Here is a 3,714-nt window from a genome sequence, read left to right as displayed (position 1 = left end):
CTTCATTTTTATTTAAAAAAGGCAGTAAACCTTTTACATAGCCTTTAACTTCGCCCATAAAACTAGGCTTAGGAATAAAATCGCTGTGTTCTTCTAAATTAAGCTTAGTAATTACCTCTCGGCCAATACTGTCAGACTTAAGTATTTCAAACTGCGTTAAGTAATACTCTTTTTTTGTGGTATCAAGACCATAAATTTCTTCAAAACTAACCGCTTTAGATTGCTCTGATTCAATAAGTAAAGTAGCAGATGCCGTATATTGCGGCACAAGTGTTAAAGCAAACATTATTGTTAACAACGTAACAACTACCGAAAAGCCAATAATACGCCACTTAGCACGCTGTATAACCTTTAGATAAACAGTGAAATCAATAACATCTTCGCTATCAATTGAATTATTCTCGAACTTATTCATTATTTACTGCCTTTAAAACTGCTTAAAACAAGCGTTGTTCTATTTTTATTGTATCGCCTGCTGCAATTTGGCTATTAAGAGTGCCTTTTTGTTGCTGCTGCTTAGTTTGCTCTTTAAAAATATAAATTTTATCAGTTGATGCCCGCTCAGTTAAGCCGCCCGCTAATGCAACGGCTTGGTTAACTGTCATAGCTGGCTGGTAAGGGTAAGCACCAGGCTCTTTAACTTCACCATGTATATAAAAGGGTCTATACTCAATAACCTGAACATATACACTTGGGGTTTTTAAATAATCAGGCTGTAAGCCATTAGCAATGGACTTTTCAACCTCAAACGTAGTTAACCCAGCTAGTTTAAGTGCCCCTAAAAATGGGTAATTAACCTCACCACTATTGCCTAGTAGCGCAGTTACCTCTAAATCGGGTTCACCAAATACTTTTATTTCTACTTTATCGCCCGGGCCCAACACATAGTCTTGCGCCGTTTGTGCAAAGCACACTGTGCTAAATAAAAAGCACAATGCACTAAAAAAAAGTTTACAGTTCATTAATTAGCCTTTAAAGCAAACGTAAAATTAACACCCACAATTACGCGGTCAAACTCGATTAATGGCTGATTTGAGTTTTTATCAATAAAATCAACATAAGTCGAAATTAAACCAAAGTTATTAGCTTGGTAATTTAAGCCAAGTCGAGCGCTTTTTGTTTCATCTTTACGACCAATATCGCCAGTGTATTGCTCATCTACATAACTCATACTCGCTACAGAGGCTAAATAATCGCTCCAATCGTGTTTCCATTTAACACCGTAGGTGCTTTCTTTAATATAATCGCCTTCAAGCAGTGGATCGGTCGCCGCTCTACTGGTTGTAAAATCAAATGTAGAGTAAGTTAAAGGTTGCCAAGTAACGCCAGCCTCCCAACTTAAGCCACTAAAGCTCTCACGTTGGTTATCGTCAAAGTCTTTGTTTTGGTAACCAAGTTTAAAAGTGCCAGAGGTAAGCGACGTTGCCTCCCACTCCATACCAAAAAGTACTTTAATATCGTCTGAGTTACGTGAAACACCACTAGACTCTAAAACGTCGTAGCGGTAGTCATCGCGGGTTACCTCTACAAACATGCGTGTTGCAGCTTGCGTGTTGTAATAACCAGTTGCACCAATTAACGTTTTATCGTAATCACGAAATTGTGATGTAGCTCTAAAATTTTGATATTTTTTATTGTAAAAGCCAGAAACCAACTCTAATTGGGCTTTAGATGTTTGCGAGCCAAATTTATAAGTACCAGTAATATCTTGTTGTTGGTACTTTATTAGCTCGTCAACAATATCGCCCAAGCCTTGCGTTAAACCAGTACCTCGTGGCTCATACAGCCAATCAGCCGTGCCGTTAATATCAAAAACGTGTCGGCTGGTAAGCTCTTTATGTACACCCGCACCCAAATTAACTTGAGTAAAGTTATCAACAGAGTCTTTATTATATAAAGAGCTACTGGTACCAACGTTTAGTTTGTAGCTGTCGGGGCCATCGTCTATTATGGCTGCAACCCCTGGCGAAATAGTCCAAATTACACGCGACTCTTCGTCGGTTGGTGTATTAAAAATGTTGTCGTTAACGCTTAATCCTGTTTGCAAAACTGGGGTAATTTCGGCACCATCTTTGGTCATAAAGCTGCCTGGCGTAAACTCAGCCGAAGCAGGAGCTGACAACGTTGCCGACAGTAAAACTACAGCACAAGGTATAACTGATTTTTTAGTATGCATTTGCATTTTTAAATCCCTTAAAAATTGTCATAAAAATTATTTTAACATCTAACCATAAAGACCAATGCTTTATGTAATGTAAATCGTATTCAACACGCTTTTCCATTTTATCAAGCGTATCGGTTTCGCCGCGCCAACCATTAATTTGTGCCCAACCAGTTATACCTGGTTTGGCTTTATGCCTAAACATGTAAAACTCAACTTTTTTACGATACTCTTCGTTATGAGCAACAGCATGTGGGCGAGGCCCTACTATCGACATATCGCCTTTTAGCACGTTTATAAATTGCGGTAGCTCGTCAAGGCTAGTACGGCGTAAAAAACCACCTAATTTTGTGATACGGGCATCGTTTTTAGTAGCTTGTGTTACCACTGCGCTATTTTCGGTTACCGACATAGAGCGAAATTTCCACACTTTAATTTTACGCCCATCAAGCCCATATCTGTCTTGCTTAAATATTACAGGCCCCTTAGAGGTAAACTTAACAGCAAACGCTATAGCAATAAGCATAGGAGATATAAGCAGTAAAATAATCGACGATACTATTATGTCTTCAGTGCGTTTAATAAACTCACGAGCACCAATAAAAGGAGATTCAAAAACGCTTAGTGTGTCTACATCGCCAACGTGTTCAACACGGGCATGTATTAAGTTTGAAAGTAAAAAGTCAGGTATAAAGTGTACGTCTACCGTGGTGTCGCCAAGCTGTAGTAATAAATCGGCTATACGCTTATCGGCTTTCATTGGGAGTGCTATATAAAGTATGTCGATTTTGCCTTCGCGTGCAGCACATATTGCATTTTGAATAGTTCCAGATATTTCGTACGTTTTTACATTATTAAATAGTCGCTCTGGTTTGCGGTCGTCAAAAAAACCTAAAAACTTAAAACCAAGCTCATCGTTTTTTTCGATCTCATCATACAAATAAACAGCTGACTCTGTAGCACCTACTATTGCAACGTTACGTAAGTTCATGCCTAAACTACGGCGGTTACGCTTATATAAATAAACCCCAAAACGCCATATGTATAAATAAGCAACACTAAGTAAAAACCATAAGCTTAAACCAACACGCGAAAACGACTCGGTAAACTTAAACATAAAAGATATAAAAAATAAAATACTAAAGGCAACAAACAACGAGCCCCAAGCACACAAAACCATGGTTTTAAATTTACCTGCACGCCAAGAGCGATAAGCAGAAAATATTTCGGCGCAGTATAAAAAGCTTAGTGCAACAGTTAAAACAGCCACCATATAGTGAGCTGTGAGTTCAAAACTATAAAAGAGTGCAGAGCATTGAAAGGCTAAAAATAACGCGAAAATATCGAACAAACGATAAAAATTAGCATCGGATGAGCTAGATGGCTTAAACGTCCTTGACGATTTCATACTTTTAGTCCCTAAGTAAAGTGCAGTGGATAAATACCCACATAGCTATAAATTAATAATAACGTATTACTTATCTGTATTCAATAATGCAGTTTTTAAAAGCTAAAAATAGTGTAACAGTCAGCAATAAAATTAACTCATTATT

Annotated in this window: 4 protein-coding genes; all 4 read right to left on the bottom strand. The window is 37.9% G+C overall.

Annotation, left to right across the window (positions count from 1 at the left end; genetic code table 11):
* A partial coding sequence (locus H5072_RS14245) for a Wzz/FepE/Etk N-terminal domain-containing protein (RefSeq protein ID WP_259395957.1) occupies window positions 1-415 on the bottom strand: 415 nt, incomplete at its 3' end.
* A gap of 22 nt (window positions 416-437) precedes the next feature.
* Window positions 438-962 (bottom strand): polysaccharide biosynthesis/export family protein, encoded by a 525-nt coding sequence (locus H5072_RS14240; RefSeq protein WP_182693891.1) that lies wholly within the window; start codon window positions 960-962, stop codon window positions 438-440.
* The gene (locus tag H5072_RS14235) at window positions 962-2,182 is read right to left on the bottom strand and encodes an outer membrane beta-barrel protein (RefSeq protein WP_182693890.1); all 1,221 of its coding nucleotides are present in this window, start codon (window positions 2,180-2,182) and stop codon (window positions 962-964) included. Before H5072_RS14235 ends, H5072_RS14240 begins: the two co-directional genes overlap by 1 nt.
* Entirely contained in the window at window positions 2,166-3,569 is a 1,404-nt protein-coding gene (locus H5072_RS14230) for an undecaprenyl-phosphate glucose phosphotransferase (protein WP_182693889.1), read from the bottom strand. The genes H5072_RS14235 and H5072_RS14230 overlap by 17 nt, the downstream gene beginning before the upstream one ends.
* Window positions 3,570-3,714: the final 145 nt, after the last annotated feature.

It is taken from the genome of Pseudoalteromonas sp. SR45-5 (assembly GCF_014163565.1).
GTDB classification, from domain to species: Bacteria; Pseudomonadota; Gammaproteobacteria; order Enterobacterales; family Alteromonadaceae; genus Pseudoalteromonas; species Pseudoalteromonas distincta.
The sequence above is the reverse complement of the archived record's forward strand: the minus strand, read 5'-3'. Positions and strand labels throughout refer to the sequence as shown.

What these genes read in the sequence shown, in the direction of transcription:
- H5072_RS14235 (WP_182693890.1), bottom strand. Translation starts at nt 2,182, where the DNA reads ATGCAAATGCATACTAAAAAATCAGTTATACCTTGTGCTGTAGTTTTA.
- H5072_RS14230 (WP_182693889.1), bottom strand. Translation starts at nt 3,569, where the DNA reads ATGAAATCGTCAAGGACGTTTAAGCCATCTAGCTCATCCGATGCTAAT.
- H5072_RS14240 (WP_182693891.1), bottom strand. Translation starts at nt 962, where the DNA reads ATGAACTGTAAACTTTTTTTTAGTGCATTGTGCTTTTTATTTAGCACA.